Raw genomic sequence first — 18554 nt, 5'->3', positions numbered from 1 at the left:
CCAGCTTACTCTTCCTAACTGCAGCGTATTGGTTGTGAACAGGTTCACTAGTATGTTTAAATCCCAGGAGTAGGTGGTGGAATCATGAAGGCTCTTGTTTGGACTGCTGTAGGTAAGATGGAGATTAAGGATGTTCCTAAGCCAATTCCCCAACCGGGCTGGGTCATCATGAGGGTTAAGTACACTGGGGTATGTGGCTCAGACATTGGTGGATTCCTAGGTAAGAACGAGCTTCGTAGGCCACCGTTAATAATGGGTCATGAATTCACAGGCATTGTTGAGGAGGCTGGGCCAGGGGTGCCTAGGGAGTACGTTGGCAAACTCTTCACCGTTAACCCAATAATTGGATGCGGCCACTGCAGGTATTGTAGAAGTGGGCTAAAGAACCTATGCCTAATGAGGAAGATAATAGGCATTGATTACCCAGGAGCATACGCTGAATACGTTGCAGTACCAGCAGATAACCTATACCCTGTAAGTGACCCAGTTAAAGGTGCCTTAGCTGAGCCCTTAGCCACCTCTCTAAGGGCCGTTAGGCTATCGGGGGTTAGCCTAGGGGATTCAGTGCTGGTTATTGGTGCTGGCCCAGTGGGTTCACTAGCTATTAAGCTTCTTAACGCAGGCGGCATTAAGGATATTACTGCAGTTGACATTAACGCCCATAGGCTTGAGTGGGCTAGGAGGTGGGGTGCTTCAAGAACCCTAAACGCTACTGGTGAGGAGGCATTAAAGGCCATTAAGGAACTTTACCCTGAGGGGGTTGATGCCGTTATTGATGCTGTTGGGTCAACTGATACTAGGAGACTGGCCATTAATACTGTACGTAGGGGTGGTAGGGTAGTGTTCGTTGGTTTACACGATAATGAAGTCTCAATACCGGGTAACTTAATTGTTAGGAGTGAAATAGAGATTAAGGGATCCTTCTCCTACACTGATGAGGATTTCCGCAGGGCCGTGAATATTATTGAGTCTGGGTTACTTGACCCAAGGGAGGGGTGGGTTGATGTTAGGCCTCTTGAGAGGGGTCAGGAAACCTTCACTGAGTTGGCTGGAGCCGAGACAAGGTATGTTAAGGTAATGTTAACTCCCGGTGAGTAGCATGAGTAATGTTGAGGCCTCAATTGAACCTAAGAGGATTAAGGAGGTTAGGGCATACGTGGTTAAGGGTGGTGGCGCTGATTACCATGACCAGTCCAGTGAACACTGGATACTGGGGTACATAGCAACCCCCATTTCAATATACCCTGAGTACAGGGCTAGTAGGGCTTCCTGGGGAATTAATGTACTGGGTTCAGTGGTTGTTGAGGTTGAGTCAAGTGACGGCGAGGTTGGATTCGGCATAAGCACTGGTGGTTACCCAGCTGCTTGGATAATTGAGAATCACCTATCCCGGTTCGTGGTTGGTAAGCGTGTTGGTGAGGTTGAGAAGACTTGGGATCAAATGTTCAAGGCTACAATATACTATGGAAGGAGGGGGATAGTTATGAACGCTATTTCAGCCGTGGATCTAGCTCTATGGGACCTAATGGGAAAGGTTAGGGGCTTACCGGTATATGACCTACTTGGTGGGCCTGTTAGGGACGAGTTGACCTTCTACGCCACCGGCCCTAGACCCGACGTGGCTAAGAGCCTTGGTTTCATAGGTGGTAAACTACCCTTAATTCATGGACCAGCCGACGGTATTGAGGGGTTGAAGGAGAACGTGAGGGTTTTCAAGGAGGCTAGGGAGAAGGTTGGTGATGACTTCCTGCTAATGTACGACTGCTGGATGAGCCTAGACTTACCCTACGCTCAAAGGCTCGTAAGTGAACTAAAGCCCTATGGCTTATTCTGGATTGAGGAACCCTTCATTCCTGATGATTACTGGTCCTTTGGGGCATTAGCCGATTTTGCCCCACCAACCCTAGTGGCTAGTGGTGAACATGAATCCACTTTGCATGGGTTTAGGCTACTTCTTGAGCTTGGTAAGGTTAACGTTATTCAACCAGACATAACGTGGGTTGGTGGTGTGACTCCAATGATTAAGATTGCCGCATTAGCCGAGGCCTATGGTGCATGGGTTATCCCACATGGATCAAGCGTATACGGTTACCACTTCATAGTGACTAGGGTTAATAGTCCATTCGCAGAGTACATAGTCACATCCCCAGACGCCACCAAGGTAGTTCCTCAATTCCACCCACTCCTAAGGGAGGAGCCTATTCCCCAGAATGGTAAGGTTAAGCTCAGTAGGAGACCAGGCTTCGGCGTCGAGTTGAATAGGGAATTACTGGTTAGGCCCTTTAAACCAACTTAACCAGCAACCTTACTGAAGACCCCCTTAACAGTATTCCAATCAATTGGGTTACCTGCATTAGACTCAGCTATTAATGAGGGGCCGGGCACATGTTCAATAATGTGCTCCACAGGTATTTGCCTAGCCTCAGGATACCTCTTAGTGAACAACTCCTTAATCCTACCGGCAACCTCGCTCCTATCACCATTGCCCGGCTTAAGTGTGACATAGTAATTGGTCAATGAAGCGGCAGCTGTTGGCGGTGCTGAAACAAGTCTAACCACATCACCGTCAATCCTTAAACCCACGCTAATAATCAACTCCACACCCCTAACCCACCCCCTTTGCCCATAGATCATGAACCCACCCTTAGTTAAGTACTCACCACTAGGTGCCCTCTTACTAACTTGCTCACCCTTAACATAGTATACGTCTATTGAATTAGCCCCAAGCTTCCATGCCTTAGAGTAAGCCGCAGCGTACTGGGCTGCTTCAATTAAGTCCTGTTGATTAACCTCCTGACCCTTAGTCACCTTAATTACTGTTACTGGGCCGCCTTGAACATCAGCATGCAGGAAGAGGTCCCATGGATTCATGTACCTCTTCACAAGCGCCTCATTCTGCCCAGCATCCTTACCAGCTAGGACTGGTGAACCACCACTGGTTATGAACCACCTAAACTTCTCAAACCACTCCCTACTAGCCACGAACCTAACAGTTGCCCTAGTCTCCTCAGTGGTCTCATTAATCCTACTCCTTAATTCATCCACCTTGCTTCTTAATTCAGTTAACTTAGCCTCAGCCACCTTAGCCTTCTTCTCCAGTCTCTTAGCCTCCTCAAAGTACTTGGCGGCTGTTTCCCCAGGGCTCTCCCCTAATGTTAACTCAACCTCATTATTATTAACCGTAACCTTCACAGTCTTCCTTAATGGATCATAGTCAATCACCTTAATGCCACTATACTCAATGCCCCTAACCTTAGCTCTGAATGAATCCTTATTAGTCATGTAGGCGCGCAGTAGTGCCTCATGCAATTCACTGAACTCGTAGAGCCTACTCATGATTAACTCACCCCTCCTCCTAAGGTTCTCAGCCTCCCTTAGGTACTTGCCTACCGTATCCTCAAGTTCCTTAATGGATGACTCAAGCCTAGCAATCTCATCCTCAATACCCTTAACCCTCTCCTCAGCAACCCTCTCAACCTCAATTGAGGTGAAGTAATCGTCAACAGCCCTATTGAAGCTCTCAACCTCCCTGAACTCACCCTTAATCGAATGGAGGGGTATGGGGGATACGTATGATGGTGAAGTGTATATGACCGGCTTAAGCCTACCTAGGTGAAGGGCCTCAAGAATACTCCTAATGCTCCCCCATGCTAGGACTGGGTCACTGCACCCAGACCTTACGCAAACTTCCCTGGCCCAATCAATACCTAACCCAAGACCCTTAGCTAAGGCTTCATCACTTAAGCCTGTATCCTCAATGAGCTTAAGTAGATTATCGAAGAACCTTGGATCCAGGAACCTCCTCGGGGGTTCACTGTAGGTTGACCCAACCTTAATCTCCCTATCCTTACTTCTATACTCATGTAGAAGCCACTTAACATTACCATTAACAGTGAACACCATGTTGAAGGGTGGTATTAACTCAATGATGAGTCTACCACAGTTTAAATCAATACTCATTACCCTATCTAAGTTAGCCTCAAACCTATTTATTACACAGTCCTCAATGAACTTCCTAAGGGGGCTGGGGGATAAGTCTTGAGGTATCCTCCAGGTTTGGCTAATTCTCCTTGGGTTAGCGATAAGATAGGCTACATCAGATACCCTAATCTTAAAGTAATGCGAGTCACCAAGCCTATAAACCCTAATCACCCTCCCACCACTTAGTGCGGCGTTAAGCTCAGCCGCTATGGCTACTAAGTCAAGTGCATTAAGGGCCTTCTTAACTGGCACAGGCTTAGGAACTATTCCCCTTATTAAACACACCACTTAATGGAATTTAATCGGCATTCATTAATGATACTGAGATACTTAGCGATTACTCAATCATTTACTGGACATTAGGGTTTCTCAATACTCAATCTAGGTTTAAATACTTAACATTAAATACTTTACTAAATAAGTACGGTACTAGTGATTACCATAATCCTATTCATAGAGATCGGTGACTTAAGGCTAGCCCAGAGGCTGGCGGGCCTCGACCTTGAGGACTTCGTAGACATCCTCAAGAGGGCCAGGGTCTGGATCACTTAAGGTTATTTAAAGTACTCAGTAGGGTGTAAAACCGTGAAGAGGGTTAGGTTGAGTTTTGCCCGTGGTGTTGAGGTGGGCTTCGTTGATAGGGACCTTGCCCTTAAACGTGTAGAGTATTGGGCCGAGCATGGGATGAACGTAGTACACGTGGTTTATGGTCCTGAGGGCTGCGGCAAGACGGCTTGGCTCCTACAGTCCGTAGAACTCCTCAAGGAGTTAGGCTTCGAGGTTATTTACGTTAACCCGATTAATAAGGAGGTTCTTGCCGAGTTTGGTATCAGGGAGTTGAGGGATGAGTTAATGAGGCTTGTTAAGGATGCCTTAAGCCAAAACGCATTAACCAGGCTCACCTGGCTAGCCTTCGACATGGCTAAGGAATTGATTAAGGAAACCAGAGGCAAGGTGGCTATTATTGTTGATGACGCATTTCAAATACTTGGGGTGAAGGAATCAGCAATATATGTGAAAGCTCTACTAAACCTCATTGAGTACCCGCCCGAGCATTATGAAAATATCGTCACTATAGCAGCCACTAGTGAGGGTGTTTCGAGGCATGAAATTGGGCACCATAGGTGGGCGAATCTACGGGTAATGTGGAACATGACCAGGGAAGGGCTCAAGCAACTCTACGAACAAATACCCGGCAACAAACCAAACTTCGATGAGGTTTGGAGACTAACGGGAGGAAACCCAAAGCTGCTAAGCCAATTATATGAGACTGGTTGGAACACTGATGAGGTTATCAGCGATGTAATCAATAGGAAGGAGTTAAGGGCCTTTGCGGCAACCCTCTCAAGTAGCGAGAGGGCTTGGCTTTGGGAAGCCATCGATGACCCAGACGCGTTATTCACTAGGGAGAGGATGGGTCTCCTGGGCAAACTCACCGAACTAAACCTGGTGATAAACGACGTACCCGAGAGGAAGGAATTCCTCTGGATCGACCAACCACCGGCTGAGAGGGATCCTGAATTGGGTATCGGTAACTACGTTGCTTGGCAGACGCCATTGCATAGGGAGGCCGTTAGGAGGGCTCTTCAGGACGTTAAATAATCGGTCACGGCTTTGCGTCAAGCCACATGGGTAGTAGCTTGGTGGGTTTTAGGGTTTTGTTTACTGGGTTAATCTCTAGGCTGAGCTTCTTAAGGGTTGTTGAGCCTAGGAGGTATATTCCCTCATTACCGAAAACGACTATCGTATGCGTCCTTACCCCTGAACCTCAATACCAGCAACACCAACGTCCTCTCAATAACCCTACCATCAGCAGCCTAAACCTCCTAACCCCAATGGGGTTAACACCCAACTTCCTAAGTAATCCGCTTGGTAGCACAGCATATACTGAGCCCGTAGCCACAGGTAACTCAATCTCTCTCACGTCACTGGGCCTATCTAGGCTCCATACCCTGGCTTTAATCCTAACGAAGCCTATACATTATCAATCCCTTTTCCGCTTTTAAGCCTTAATGACTGGAAATTAGCTGATCGCCATCCCCGTGAAAATTCGTGAAGCATAATATATTATGAGAACTGACCCCCTTCCCTGCCCTTTAGGGCGGGGGTTTCTGGGATCTTGGGGGCTACTGAAAATAGCCAGTAAACTTCATGAGAAATACGCTTACCTATTTAATTAAGTATCTGTGTAGGAAGTAATGAATCACTGGGGATAGGGCCTGCTCATGATTATTGATAGGACTATTATGAAGGCTATGAGGGATGAGGCCGAGGCGAAGTAGTAGGCGTAGGTGTAGTGTATTTGGTATAGTAGGCCCATTACTGCGTTTCCGAGGAATACACCCATACTCCTACCGAAGGTTAGCAAACCCATTCCCAAGCCCACGGACTCCTCCGGCATTAACTTTGACATTATGGTTGGCTCGAAGACCTCGGTTGCGGCCACGGCGACGCCCAATACAAAGGCCGTTGGATAAAGGCCCAATGCGCCCAGGGGCGCCATTAATGCGAAGCCTAAGGATGCTATGGAGGCGAGTAGGTACCCGAGGAATGCCAAGCCCCCATACTCATTAAGTCTTAACTTACCAAAGACGTAGCCGAACAACGCTGAGGCCACTAGGAATATGCCATATGTAATCACCGCCAGATAATCCTCATGCGTGAACTCAGCGGTTGTTATTACTGGAAAACCGAAGCTGTATTGCGAGAATCCGAAAAAGAGTGTAGATAGTACGATTAACCACGCGAATCCGTGAGTCGCCCTTAAACCCGCGATGCTGAGTCTTGAACGTGTCCTTGCCTTGCCTACGTTGACCATCGTCAGTATTAATGTTGATATCACCAGGGGTATTGCCGTGATTGCGAGTAGGTAATCAATGGGGAATTTAAGGTAAAGTAGTACTGCCGTGTACGTTATGGCTAACACGGCACCCGTTATGTCGAGTGCATGAAGTATCCCAAAGGCTTCGTTCCTTTCGTTGGGATCCGTTACCTCGCTGAGCATGGCTCTCCTTGGCGGTGTCCTGAGGTTCCTCGCCCACCAACCAGCCAGGAATATCAACCAAGCCTCCCACCAATATCTGGAGAAGCCGAGTAATGCCACCACTGTTATCATGGCGTTGCCAATAACAGCAATCCTCTTCCTGCCATAGGCATCGCCAAGGAACCCGCCTAGGAAGCCTATGAAGCTTCCCAGACCGTAGTTAACGGCCTCCGCAATGCCGTAAAGCCACATTGGTGCTCCTAGGAATACAACGAATATTAGTGGAAACATAACCACGGCTGTTTGATACCCAAGATCAGCAAAAACGCTGAGAATGATATCCTAAGGACCTCTTCGCGATTCCTCATGATGCTTCCTGAACAAGCCAGGTATAAAAGTATTCCACAAGTATAAGACTGTGAATGGTGTCAAAGATGCAAGCACTAATGCGGTGTTAAGCTGGAGTTTAGTTCCACCGCATGGACCTAACTCCCTGCAGGGGCTTGGCTTAGTTTAACCCCTTAATTTTTCTCAATCTTTCAGTGTAAGCCCTATTTACGTTCTCCATGGTTAGTATCCCTAGGAGTTTGCCATTATTAACAACTGGTGCCCACGTTATGCTTGCCTCACTCATTATGCTCATTGCATCGTATAGTGTTGAGTCAGGCGTTACGTAGCGTATTGGCTTTACGTAATCACTAACCCTACCTTTACCCCCACCTACATCGTATAAGCTAATTACACCAATGAACCTATCCTCATTATCAATAACAGGCAATGCAGTATACCTATACCTAAGCATCCTGTTGAGCACCATGGATGCGTTCTCATCGGCTCGGGCAATAGGTTCCCTAACTAATCTGCATTCACTAATCTTAATCTCCATTAGTAGTGGTTCACTGTACTCATCTGCATGGACAGGTGAGTCCCTTCTAGTTGGGACTTGAGCCCTATAAATCGTGTAGTCACCGGATACTATGTAGGCTATTGCCACGGCCATCATAGCGGCAGGCAGTAGTTGATAACTACCAGTCATTTCAATAACCATGAACATTACCGCCAAGGGGGCTTTAGCGGCAGCCCCAAAGAGTGCAAGCATACTAACTATTACGAATGGTGCAGGATTAGGGGTTAATCCTGGTGTTAAGTAATGGAAGAGGAGCCATGTGTCAAAACCTGTGAATGCCCCTATAACTATGCCGGGCGCGAAAACACCGCCACTACCGCCTGAACCTATTGTGAATGATGTTGCAATTATCTTAAGGAATGGTAACAGTATTAGAATCATAAGCGGTGGCATTAGTATCAATGATGTGAAGGCATTAACATTATTGAACTCAGCTAAGTCAACCCAACCATAACCAGTGCCTAGTATTTCAGGCATTAGTAAGCCTATTAAGCCGGTGGCAAGACCACCAATCACAGGTTTCACGTAGTTGCTAATCCTCCACCTCTTGAATGAGTCATGCATGAAGTAGAAGGTCTTCACATAAAGTATCGCTATTAATCCATCCACTATACCGAGCACTGCATACAATGGTAGCCTTAATGGATTAAAGACACCGGTGTAGTATCCGAATATTGGGGTGAAGCCAACAACAGAGCTAAATATTGAGTAACCCACAGCCGACGCCACTAGGGCTGGGAATATGACCTTAGTCTCCATATCCCTCTTATAAAGCACCTCAGCCGCCAATATTGCACCACCCATGGGCGCCTTAAATATTGAACCAATACCGGCACCAATACCAACAGCAACGGCAATCCTCCTATCCTCAGTGGATAAACCCAATAGGTCGGCTATAAGTGACCCAATACCAGCACTTAACTGGGCCGTGGGCCCCTCCCTACCTGCACTACCGCCGGACCCGATTGTTATGGCTGATGCTATGAGTTTAATGGGTGGTATCCTCCTCCTAATCCTGCCTTGAAGCCTATGGAAAGCGTTAATTGCAGCATCGGTTCCATGACCCTCAGCCTCAGGGGCCCAGGTATACACTATTAAGCCTGAAAGTAAACCACCTAAGGCAGTGGACACTGGTATTAACCATGGTCTCCTTACATTAAGTACATAGTTTAATGAACCACCCTCCCCAAGAGGCAGGGGTGGTTTAAAGGCGATTAACTTAACCATGAATAAGTACTCCATGAACTTCAAAGTGAAGTAGAAGGTTAATGCCGATAACCCAGCAACCACACCAACTATAATCCCTAGAATGAACCACTTGATATAATACGGTAACTCACTAATGTTATTCATTAATACCTTGAAGGAACTAGACTTTTTATAAAACTTACCATACGGTACCACTACCCTTAAACCCAGCATAGTTGATTCTCATTTAATTATATGGAATTATGAGGAATGTAGTAAGGTATTTAACCCGGTACCGGTATGAAATTCATCTTTGGTAGAGAGATCCTTGATCCATTGGAGTTCTATGATAGGAAGGAAGAGCTTAAAGCACTTATTAATTCCTTTAAGGTTAGGTAACCAATTGCAGTTATAGGCTATAGGAGAATGGGGAAGTCATCATTGATTAATGTTGCCTTTAGACTAATTGATGATGAAAAATACAGTAACTGTTAAGGTTAAGGTGTCTCTAGAGGGGGTTAGGGGTATTAGGCAGTTTCTCGACCTTTACGTTAGTAGTATTCTTACGGAGGCCGTTAGGAAATCAATTAGGCTTAGGTTGAAAGTAAGCCTAATTAACATTAGGGATATGTTGCATACATTACTCGACGCCGTTAGGGAGACTGGGCTTAGGTTTGATGGATTAGACTTCTATGTTAAGCTTTACACTGATGTGGTTGATTATAAGGTTAACATGATTAAGACATTGGATGAGTTTCTTCAAATACCTCAGAGAATTGCTAAGAAGTTAGGTAGGAACACGGTGATAGCGCTTGATGAATTCCAGCAAGTTAGGTTCCTTAAGCAACCATATCCTGACGTATTAAGGGTCATGAGGAGGATCTGACAATCCCACAGTATGGTTGAGTACGTGATTGCTGGGTCTGAGGTGGATATTATGAGGGAACTACTGAGTAGGAATGATCAACCCTTCTTCGCCTTCTTTAGGGTTATTGAACTGAAGCCCTTTAACAAGGACACCAGTATATCATTTCTAAGGGAGGGGCTTATGGAGAGTGGAGTAGATTGTACAGTGGATACCTTAGAGAAGGCTTATGAGTTGACGGGTGGTTTCCCAGCTTGGCTTAACCTAGCTGGCTTAAGAATGGTTGAGGGAGGATGCGATAAGTGGTTCATACTAAGTGGCCCATCAGTAAAATTCGTTATAGAATCCGAGTTAAGTAACCTTAACCCTAATCAACTTAGGCTCCTTAAGGCGTTAGCCGTGGGCACTAGGTTAAATAAGTCAAGTGTTAGGAAACCTAATAGGGTTTTAACTGAATTAATTGCTAAGGGGCTTGTTGAGAAGCCTGGGTGGGGTAGGTACAGGATCGTTGATCCATTACTGGCGAATTACTTGAAGATTAATGGTTGAGGAGCCTTAAGCACGCAATAATTTAACTGTTCCCTTAATTTAGGGGAGCCTTAACTCTACCTTAAGATGGGGAATCCTTATGAGGCATTAGGCTTCGTGGATAGGCCGCTTAACCCAAGTGGACTTCCACCTGTGGCTAGGCGTTACGTTACCATGGGGCTTGAGAGGGAGGTTAGTGAAGTTATGAGGGCTATTGAAGTCTTCCTAAGGGGTAATGATAACATACTGCTAGTGGTAGTGGGCCCATATGGTTTCGGTAAGTCGGATCTACTTGATGATGTTGAGGAGAGGCTTAGGGGACTTAATGTTGATGTGATTAGGGCTGCCCTCAGCTTAAGCATGAACATTAAGGATTACTTAATCAACAGGTTCATGAATAGGGACTCCAGTAGGCCGATGATTCTGATGTTTGATGAGGCTGATGAATTGACCAGGGCAGTCTCAATATCAGGTGGGGTGAGTAGTGATGTTAAGAATTCAATAATGCAGGTTACTGGGTTAATTAGGGCTATTTTAGAACCTAGGAGCTACGCCTCACTGCTTAACTTGAAGCCAAGCAACCTAGGCAGGGTAATGATAATAGCAGCCTTCACCCCTCAGCTATACTACAGTATATTGAAGAATAACGTACCCGACGTGTTTGACATTGCTAGAGGTAGGGTTTTCAAGGAGGTTGTCATTGATGATAGGATACCCTACTGGCTTTATGAAGCAATTATTGAGAATAGGCTCCTATCCTACTCAAACCCTGAGAGACTTAAGGCAATTAAGGAGGGTAGACTTAACCCCCTACACCCATTCAATAGAGAGTCATTATCCTTAATTTACCTCATAGCCAGGAGGATGGAGAATGGTCAAGCCTCACCTAGGAATCTAATTAAGTTAACCTCCAAGTTGTTTGAAGTGATCATTGAGAATAATGGGCAGTTAAGCGTGGATTTAATGCTACGTTTCCTAACATCCGAATTAGGTAAGTACATTAACCTTAACCTTCTCAATGAATTGAAGACTTACGGTGATGACTTAATGCACATAGCCTTATCCGGCATACCTGTTAAGGCTAATCCAAGCGTTGAATTAACAGGACTTGTTGAGAGAGTTAAGGTTGTCGAGGTTAATCCAGAGAATGCCAGTGAATTACGCGCCATTAATAACGTGAGGATGAGCTACGGTAAACCACCCATAGTTGCTGATGATTTAAGGAATCTATCCATAGAGTATGGCTCATACTATACAATACCCATGGATAAGGGTATTAAGTTAATAGTTGTGCTTCCAGCGGAAGCCAGTACTGAGGGTTTCATCAGTCATGATGCTTACATACTGAAGAAGAGTATCCACGATAAGCTACTTGGCTTAGCTAACCCGGAGGCAAGCAGCCTTGATGAATTAAGCAGCTTCATAAAGCAGGTAGCTGCCGCTAAGCCAATTGACGTAGCCGGTAGGATAATAAGCATGATAACTAAGGGTGAGCCTATTAAAACCCAAGACGGTTTAAGAGTAGTCATTGCTGATAATGCATTAGACGCCAGGTTAGCCTATGTAGTGCTTACAAGCCCTGATGGAGCATTAGGCATAGCGGCTAACTGTGGGGTTAGGATTAATGGGCAGGTTAAGCATGTTGATGGTTTAATAGGGCTCGTTGTTAATGATCAATTATTAACAAGTCAGCTTCAAGGTAACTTAAACATGAAGTGGTGTGGGGTTTACGATTCATCCCAAAGAATCCTACTAATTAATTATGGTTCAGATAACATAGAGGAATTAAGAGGGGTATTAATAGGTCTCTACGTCTTATCTAAGTTCAGTAAGATACCTAGTGAATACGCCAGCCAGGTTCAAAGCGCCACGAGGTTCATTGAGAAGGTTAGTGCCTTTAGAGATTCACTGAGGAATCAACTACTCCAATACACATTAGGCTTACCTAGAAGGAGGGAGGGTAAGAGGGATGCAATTAGGAGCGTGGTTAAGAGTTGGGTTGAAGGTACTGTTGACCAGTCAACGCCTACAGTCTTCAAGTGTGGGGATAAGCCATGCATATCTAGGGTTGAGACAATCCTAGTGAATTACCTGAGTAACCTTAGTAAGCCAATTGATGAGAAGGAACTGGAGTACGTGATAAGGGGGCTTTTCCCTGTTCAATTATGGAGAGACTTCAGGGAACATGATCTAATTGATCTAATGAAGTTAAGGGGACTACTTTTTGAACATAATGGGAAATACATCGTAACCATTAATGGAGGGTTCAATGATGCTGTTAATGATGTATGCTCTAGGGTGAGGGAGTTGGCTAAGTTATTCAATGGGAATGTCTCAATAAGCATTGACAACATTAACTTAACTCTTCAAACAGGCTTCAGTGCACTTCAAGGAGAGGTTAAGGAACTCGAGGAGGAATGTAGGCTACTTGCGACTGTAATAAGGAACCCTACTGAGGATGAATTAAAGAGACTGGCTAAGGTTAACCTAAGCCTAATGGCCCTTCAAGACAAGGTAAGCGAGGTTAAGGAAAGCGAGGGTAAGTTAATAAGTGAGATGAAGAGCACTATAAGTAGCTTAAATTCCCTTGTGAATTCATTAAGTAACCCTGAGGTTAACGTTGACAACGCTATCAAGGACGTTGTGAGGGGAAAGGTTAAGGAACTTCAGGAAACAGTAATGAGGGCGGTAAGTAACTTAAATGGTTTAAGCATTGATAAGGCCTATGAGGCTTTAAAATCTCTAAGCGATAACGTCTCCAAGGAGGTTAATAGGCTTAGGAGGGAACTGGAGCTTTCAGCCTCAATACTGCATTACGCTCATGAGCACGCAATCATATCGCTAATATTGACTAAGGCCTTTCAATTAATTGGCAGTAATGAGGAAGCACCCCCGGAGGATAATATAGTTGATTCAATTATTGAACTGCTGAGTAAGGATGCCTTAGATGACTTAGAGATAGTCCTAAGTGAATACGAGAGTAGGGTTAAGGAGGCTAGGGGGAGGCTGGTTGATGTTATTAGTAAGGTTAAGACTAAGGCTATTGAGGTGTATAACTCAGTTAATTGGCTTAGGCATAAGGGGTTGCTTAACCAGGACTTTAAGAAACCGAACCTGGATTCAGTTAACTTGAGTGAACTTAAGGCGGGAATCGATGAATTAGTCGCTGTCAATAATATTGTAACTAGTAAGCTTAGTGAATTATCCAGTAAACTTAATGTACCATTAAACCTACTAAGGTACATTGCCTCAATTGGACCTAATGTTGGCCTTGATGAAGTGATTATGGCTAGGGAGTTAGGCATGGAATCAAGGGAGGTTATCAATTATCTTGAAGCATTATGGCGGGCTAGACTGGTGGAGAAGCGCTATGTCTCATGAAGCCCCAATAATAGTAGCTGTGGATGGTGACTCAGGGAGTAGGCTATGTAGACTCATTAGGTGCTTAGATAGCTACAATGGTCACGCTGATGTAGTAATATGCTTTAAGCAATGCCAAGACATTAAGGCACCCATAATCATTAGGACTATTGACTGTAATTGGGGTGGGGCTGTGGTTTACGGTAATGTAACACTTAAGTCCATTAAATGCTGCAATACGGACTGCATTAAGGTAACTGACAATGGCATAGTCATAACAGGTTACATACCTAAAGTGTACATGGGACCCATGGCTGAGATACTAGTGAGGGATATTACTGCACTATGGAAAAGTACGCTTAGTGACGGAGCAGTTAGCAGGATTAGTAGAAAAATACTTACGGAGAGGAGTACAATGGGCTTATCTAAGACGCTAATGGGCCTAGTTAGGATGCTTAAGATTGGTGATGCCTCGGGCTTAGATGAAGAGACTTTAATGATTCTTGAAACCCTGGGGGTGGTTAATTCAGGAATATTAATAGATAAGGAGAGGTTAAGGAACCTAATAGAGGAGGTGACTAAGATTGTATACCCTTGAATCCTTAATAAGCGGTGTATATAAGTTAAGTGAAGTTGAATTAGCTCAGATAGGGGTGGAGCTTGAGAATATGGATACTGATGGAATCATAATTGAGATTAATGGTAATCCAAGCGATTACAGTACTGCAGCAGTGGATTCAGGCTTCATACCCATAAAGTACCTTGGGGTAATTATTGGTTTAATAAATGTCGCAATCGTAGTGCTTCCAAGCGATTCAAGAAGCAGATTCATTGTAAGGGTGGTTGATAACGTTGAGTCCCTTGAGGAGAACGCTAAACTTGAGGAGTTTAATTCGGCAATTGAGTTACTGAAGGACCATGAATTAGTCCTAATGGATGGACCATTAGTGGCTAATGATGGGGAATCAAGTAAGTTAAATGAATTAATTAATACCGCATTAAGCACTGGGCATTACGTGTTATCCTTCACGAAGGAGGTGCGTATTAACCGCATTACCGGTAGGTTAATGGGTATTGAGAAGCCCATAAATGAGGTAGCATTATTCTTCACCCTATTTGAAAGGTTCAGAGAGAAGGGTATGGATTCCATTCTAATCACAACACCAGTTAATATACGTAGTGGGGTAGTGGGATTCTACATGCAGGTTAATGGTGGTAGTCCCCCAATTTACGTTGAGGCCGGTGAGAATGTACTCAAGAACCCAGATGTATTGAAGACCGTATCGCTAATGATGAGTAGGGAAAATTACCCAATGCCGCTTTACGTTGCTGATAAATTATCTAAGGTCAGTGATGAGGTTAGGAAGTGGTTTATAATGGCACTACTCAGGGTGAGTGAGAAGGGGGAGATGGATCCACTACTGTATAGGTATATTAGAGATATGCTTGGTTACGCTAGGGGTAGGAGTCTTTACTAATTTAATGATCCTTCACAGTATTCATACTGGAGATTAACAACCAGGGGTAACGCCTAGGGAACCTAGGAGGAGTCCTCATTAATTGACTTAAGTATACTTAAGACGTCTTGAGTCCTCTGAATATAAACATAATTATACTTACCCTTCTTCTCAACATTAATTAACCCTAGTTCACTCAGTCTCTTAATTATCCTAAAGAGGGTTGACTTAGGTATATTAAGTTCCTTACCTATAACTGATTGAATAACAGGCTTGCCTCTACTCATAAGGTACTTAAGTACCTTAACCTCATCAGTGTTCAGCCTCGGTCTACTATCATTGGTAGATGAGGAATCAATCTTAATACCCTCGTTAATTATCTTCATCATTCCTTTAGTTAACCTAGCCTTAACATCATACATCATGTAGCCCAACACCATTATTAGAAACGCCTCCATCATTACGATTACTATAACCACGTTACCTAAAGGCGGCTGCACTCATTAATCACCCTAGTCACGGCGTTTTCAAGCTTATCAGTTAGTATTGTTAATAAGCCAAGAGTTCTTATTGATCCACTAGCCAGTATCACGTAACCGTAGTTCTCTATATTGTTTAAGCCAAGTTCAGAGATACCCTTAACCACACAGTCACTATTCCTTATTTTCCCAATCACACTAATGCTTACGTTAGCCGAACCAACAGTTAATCCACCACTCAAGTTTATTGATATTGTTGAGGCAATATCATTAATCCTAATTACCTTATAAGCCTCATTATTATTACTGCTTACTAACCAACCCTTGTCACTCAGCATTAACGCAATCTCTATATTTGAAATAGGAGTATTAGTCATATATGACATCTCCTCTATAAGTTCACTTAACGCATTTAGCAGAACCTTTAAATCATTGATGCTCTTAATGCCCTTAAGCGTGACTGATGGTATGAGTACAGCCATTTTCGAATCCTTAACGTAATCAGCGTAAAAGCCAAGTGAACCAACCGCTGGGGCTATTATTGAAAACTCCTCCTCATTAACTGGAGTTATCGTTGCTATCTTAAACTCAATTAAGCCAGTACTAACCATTCTATTAAAGGATAATTCAATGAGCTTTCCATTAACCATTGAGTAAACCTTTGATTTCTCCACACCACCACTGAACTCCTCAACAATAACACTATCCATTACAAGTTTACCATGTATAAGGTACTTATATGCATTACTGTCAAATATAGGCGCCTACTCATGGTGTAGCTCCTAACTCTTCTATATCAGTTAAAAATAGTCACATATTATGCATGCGAACAATGCCTTATTATTCAATAGAGTATAGGGTTACTAGTTCGCCTAAACGTAGATTACATTTAAGGTTACTTTAGGAAAGTGAATTTACTTACTCCAATATGATTACTGCTTGCAATGGATTACCTAACCCAATATGAGATAATGACTGCGTTTAACCAGTAGATCACTAGTCAACTCTATTGATAAAATACTGGGACGTCATCCACATCCGCCACTTTTACCAACACTCATGGCAGTGACTATATTCAATATCTCCTTATAGGGTGGCTCATTTCTTGGATCATCACTAACCCACTTGTATTTTATAATACCTTGCTCATCAAGTATGAAGGCTGCCCTCTTAGCTAGCTTCTTTAATCCAAGCAAGTCCTCAAGTACTAGACCATACTTTTCAATGAATTGCCTATTGAAGTCGCTCAGTAGTGTGAAGTTTAACTTATTGGCCTCCTTAAAGGCCTTTAATGCCCATGGCTGATCGACGCTTATGGCTATCACCTCAGCATTAGCCTTATTCAATAGACTCATGTTATCTCTTATTGTGCACAACTCCTTAGTGCATACTGGGCTGAACGCTGCTGGGAAGGTTAATATAACTACAGGCCTCCCCTTACCTAGAAAATCGCCTAGCCTTCTTACCTTTAGGTCTGTGTCCAAGAGCTCGAAGTCAGGCGCCTTCTCCCCTACATCAACCATAGCCGCATCAATGGCTATTTAATTTAAATATTATGCATATATTCGCAAATTCTGAACACTGCTTGGTTAAATGTTAAGGGTAATTTTTAAATCGACCCATTGAAAAATCATATTTAATGAAACTTAAGTTAAACACCCCTGAGGTTATGGCTGTCATTAATGTAAGCCCTGAATCATTCTACTTAACCAGCGTTAAATCAACCGAGGAGGAATTACTAAAGTTCGCTGCGGGGGCGTTCAAGGCTGGTGTAAGGATCTTTGACATTGGGGGAATGTCCACTGCACCGTTTAAGAGGACTTGGGTTCCTGAGGATGTTGAGTTAAGTAGGCTTAAGTGGGCTGTGAACCTGCTAAGACGGGAATTGGGCGATAGGGCAATCCTATCAGTGGATACCTTTAGGCCCCGTGTTGCTTCTGAGGTGGCTAAATTGGGCATAGACATATTGAACGATGTGACTGGCCTAAGGTACAGTAATGAGTTAGCAATGGTGGCTAAGGAGCATGGGTTAACTATGATACTTTGCGCACGGGAAAGGACACAGAGTAGTTTAAATCCCGTTGATGCGGTTATTAATGAGGCTAAGTGGAGTATTAATATGGCTGAATCAATGGGTGTTGATGACATTATAATTGACCCATGCATAGGTTTCCCACCCCTTGATAGGGATCAAAACCTGGAGCCTAATAGGCAAGTAACCAATACGCGTTACGATGACTGGCCCTATAGGGATATTTACCTTGTTGCAAATGTAGCCAGGATAAGGATGGAACTTAATCGGCCCATTTGCGTTGGTGTGTCTAGAAAGGGGTTCATTAGGAGGCTACTGGGTGTTGATATTGAGGACTCCATTTGGGGTACACTGGGGCTGCATGCATACTTAGCCTACGTGGGTGTAGATATCATTAGAACTCATGATGCCGTGGAGACCCTTCATGTTATTAAGATCATTAACATGGTGAAGGAGTGCGGTGGGGATTATTTAGGTTGTGTTAACAACGTGAGAAAAGCTTATAAGGAGGCTAGTTAATCAGTGGACGTATGTCCATTAACATTATTCAGGAATATAAACGATATAGGGCTATCAAGCAGCTTAAAATGCTCCGTACAATAAAGGCTACTAGGGAGGTTATACTGATGGCTGTGGCCATGAAACCATTACCCATCGAGAAGGGGATTAAGAGAAACATGATTGAGGTTAAGGCAAGCATTAAGGCATGAAACCTGGAGTACCCTTAATTGGGAGAAAAAGTTTTATAAACCCGACGGGTACTATGGTGATCTT

The 18554-nt window shown here is 44.0% G+C and carries 16 protein-coding genes and 1 pseudogene; 10 read left to right on the top strand and 7 right to left on the bottom strand.

Annotation, left to right across the window (positions count from 1 at the left end; genetic code table 11):
- Positions 1 to 84 precede the first annotated feature (84 nt).
- Both Q0C29_RS04610 and rhmD read left to right on the top strand, forming a co-directional pair.
- Entirely contained in the window at positions 85 to 1098 is a 1014-nt protein-coding gene (locus tag Q0C29_RS04610; RefSeq protein ID WP_291999485.1) for a galactitol-1-phosphate 5-dehydrogenase, read from the top strand.
- A gap of 1 nt (position 1099) precedes the next feature.
- Positions 1100 to 2296 (top strand): L-rhamnonate dehydratase, encoded by a 1197-nt coding sequence (rhmD, locus tag Q0C29_RS04605; protein WP_291999484.1) that lies wholly within the window; start codon positions 1100 to 1102, stop codon positions 2294 to 2296.
- Here the strand turns inward: rhmD and rqcH are convergent.
- On the bottom strand, positions 2293 to 4233 hold the full coding sequence (rqcH, locus tag Q0C29_RS04600; protein ID WP_291999483.1) for a ribosome rescue protein RqcH: 1941 nt from the start codon (positions 4231 to 4233) through the stop codon (positions 2293 to 2295). The genes rhmD and rqcH overlap by 4 nt on opposite strands.
- A 333-nt stretch (positions 4234 to 4566) precedes the next feature.
- Between rqcH and Q0C29_RS04595 the strand changes: the two genes are divergently transcribed.
- The gene (locus tag Q0C29_RS04595; protein WP_291999482.1) at positions 4567 to 5583 is read left to right on the top strand and encodes an ATP-binding protein; all 1017 of its coding nucleotides are present in this window, start codon (positions 4567 to 4569) and stop codon (positions 5581 to 5583) included.
- Positions 5584 to 5749: 166 nt separating this feature from the next.
- On the opposite strand, the gene Q0C29_RS04590 is transcribed toward Q0C29_RS04595, so the two are convergent.
- The 3 genes and pseudogenes from Q0C29_RS04590 to Q0C29_RS04580 form a co-directional block, all read right to left on the bottom strand.
- Positions 5750 to 5905, bottom strand: coding sequence for a hypothetical protein (locus tag Q0C29_RS04590; protein ID WP_291999481.1), 156 nt, complete (start codon positions 5903 to 5905; stop codon positions 5750 to 5752).
- 279 nt (positions 5906 to 6184) lie between these two features.
- A pseudogene (locus Q0C29_RS04585) lies at positions 6185 to 7335 on the bottom strand (MFS transporter).
- A gap of 137 nt (positions 7336 to 7472) precedes the next feature.
- Positions 7473 to 9224 carry a chloride channel protein gene (locus tag Q0C29_RS04580; protein ID WP_291999480.1) on the bottom strand — a complete coding sequence of 584 codons (1752 nt, stop codon included), beginning with the start codon at positions 9222 to 9224 and terminating at the stop codon, positions 7473 to 7475.
- A 307-nt stretch (positions 9225 to 9531) separates the two neighbouring features.
- Here Q0C29_RS04580 and Q0C29_RS04575 point away from each other — a divergent pair, with 307 nt between their 5' ends.
- The 5 genes from Q0C29_RS04575 to Q0C29_RS04555 all read left to right on the top strand — a co-directional run bounded on the left by Q0C29_RS04575 (position 9532) and on the right by Q0C29_RS04555 (position 15290).
- Complete coding sequence (locus tag Q0C29_RS04575) at positions 9532 to 9945, top strand: hypothetical protein (protein ID WP_291999479.1); 414 nt, start codon at positions 9532 to 9534, stop codon at positions 9943 to 9945.
- Positions 9946 to 9957: 12 nt separating this feature from the next.
- Complete coding sequence (locus tag Q0C29_RS04570) at positions 9958 to 10473, top strand: hypothetical protein (RefSeq protein ID WP_291999478.1); 516 nt, start codon at positions 9958 to 9960, stop codon at positions 10471 to 10473.
- A 66-nt stretch (positions 10474 to 10539) separates the two neighbouring features.
- Positions 10540 to 13833, top strand: a complete 3294-nt coding sequence (locus tag Q0C29_RS04565; RefSeq protein WP_291999477.1) for a hypothetical protein — start codon at positions 10540 to 10542, stop codon at positions 13831 to 13833.
- Positions 13823 to 14410, top strand: a complete 588-nt coding sequence (locus Q0C29_RS04560) for a hypothetical protein (protein ID WP_291999476.1) — start codon at positions 13823 to 13825, stop codon at positions 14408 to 14410. The genes Q0C29_RS04565 and Q0C29_RS04560 overlap by 11 nt, the downstream gene beginning before the upstream one ends.
- A complete protein-coding gene (locus tag Q0C29_RS04555) occupies positions 14397 to 15290 on the top strand; it encodes a DNA double-strand break repair nuclease NurA (RefSeq protein WP_291999475.1) in 894 nt (297 codons plus the stop codon). The genes Q0C29_RS04560 and Q0C29_RS04555 overlap by 14 nt, the downstream gene beginning before the upstream one ends.
- Positions 15291 to 15352: 62 nt before the next feature.
- On the opposite strand, the gene Q0C29_RS04550 is transcribed toward Q0C29_RS04555, so the two are convergent.
- The 3 genes from Q0C29_RS04550 to Q0C29_RS04540 form a co-directional block, all read right to left on the bottom strand.
- Positions 15353 to 15769, bottom strand: a complete 417-nt coding sequence (locus Q0C29_RS04550) for a helix-turn-helix domain-containing protein (RefSeq protein WP_291999474.1) — start codon at positions 15767 to 15769, stop codon at positions 15353 to 15355.
- The gene (locus Q0C29_RS04545) at positions 15754 to 16458 is read right to left on the bottom strand and encodes a hypothetical protein (RefSeq protein WP_291999473.1); all 705 of its coding nucleotides are present in this window, start codon (positions 16456 to 16458) and stop codon (positions 15754 to 15756) included. Before Q0C29_RS04545 ends, Q0C29_RS04550 begins: the two co-directional genes overlap by 16 nt.
- Positions 16459 to 16776: 318 nt before the next feature.
- Entirely contained in the window at positions 16777 to 17271 is a 495-nt protein-coding gene (locus Q0C29_RS04540; protein WP_291999472.1) for a peroxiredoxin, read from the bottom strand.
- Between the two features lie 116 nt (positions 17272 to 17387).
- Between Q0C29_RS04540 and Q0C29_RS04535 the strand changes: the two genes are divergently transcribed.
- Complete coding sequence (locus tag Q0C29_RS04535; RefSeq protein ID WP_291999471.1) at positions 17388 to 18299, top strand: dihydropteroate synthase; 912 nt, start codon at positions 17388 to 17390, stop codon at positions 18297 to 18299.
- Positions 18300 to 18310: 11 nt separating this feature from the next.
- Positions 18311 to 18490: a hypothetical protein gene (locus Q0C29_RS04530; protein ID WP_291999470.1), complete on the top strand. Its 180-nt coding sequence runs from the start codon at positions 18311 to 18313 to the stop codon at positions 18488 to 18490.
- The last annotated feature ends 64 nt before the right edge of the window (positions 18491 to 18554 follow it).

The sequence above is a fragment of the Caldivirga sp. genome (assembly GCF_023256255.1).
In the GTDB taxonomy this organism is placed as follows: domain Archaea; phylum Thermoproteota; class Thermoprotei; order Thermoproteales; family Thermocladiaceae; genus Caldivirga.
Note: the sequence above shows the minus strand (reverse complement) of the source record. Positions and strands in the feature narration are given on the sequence as shown.